Below are 250 nucleotides of genomic sequence, written 5' to 3' on the forward strand. Positions count from 1 at the left end.
TTTACCAAATTCTTCTTGGCCATCAATAGTGATCAAGATTTCAAAAAGGCTTTCATTACCGTTATCATCAATCAGAGTGATAAAACGGTCTTCGTGGTCATGGTCATGTGTATGTTCTGACATAATGCTTCCTACTTCTAAAATAATTTGTGCGCATCAAGATAATTTTGTAATATCAAGACAGCGGCGAGTTTATCAATTGATTTTTTACGGTCCTTGCGTCGGACGCCACCATCAATTAATACTTTTT

Annotated in this window: 1 protein-coding gene; it reads right to left on the minus strand. The window is 36.0% G+C overall.

All coding sequences use genetic code 11. From position 1 onward, the window contains the following. Positions 1–137: 137 nt before the first annotated feature. On the minus strand, positions 138–239 hold the full coding sequence (locus ETC27_RS18255) for a hypothetical protein (RefSeq protein ID WP_439331818.1): 102 nt from the start codon (positions 237–239) through the stop codon (positions 138–140). Positions 240–250 lie beyond the last annotated feature (11 nt).

The sequence above is a fragment of the Onishia niordana genome, from assembly GCF_004798965.1.
Lineage (GTDB): Bacteria > Pseudomonadota > Gammaproteobacteria > Pseudomonadales > Halomonadaceae > Onishia > Onishia niordana.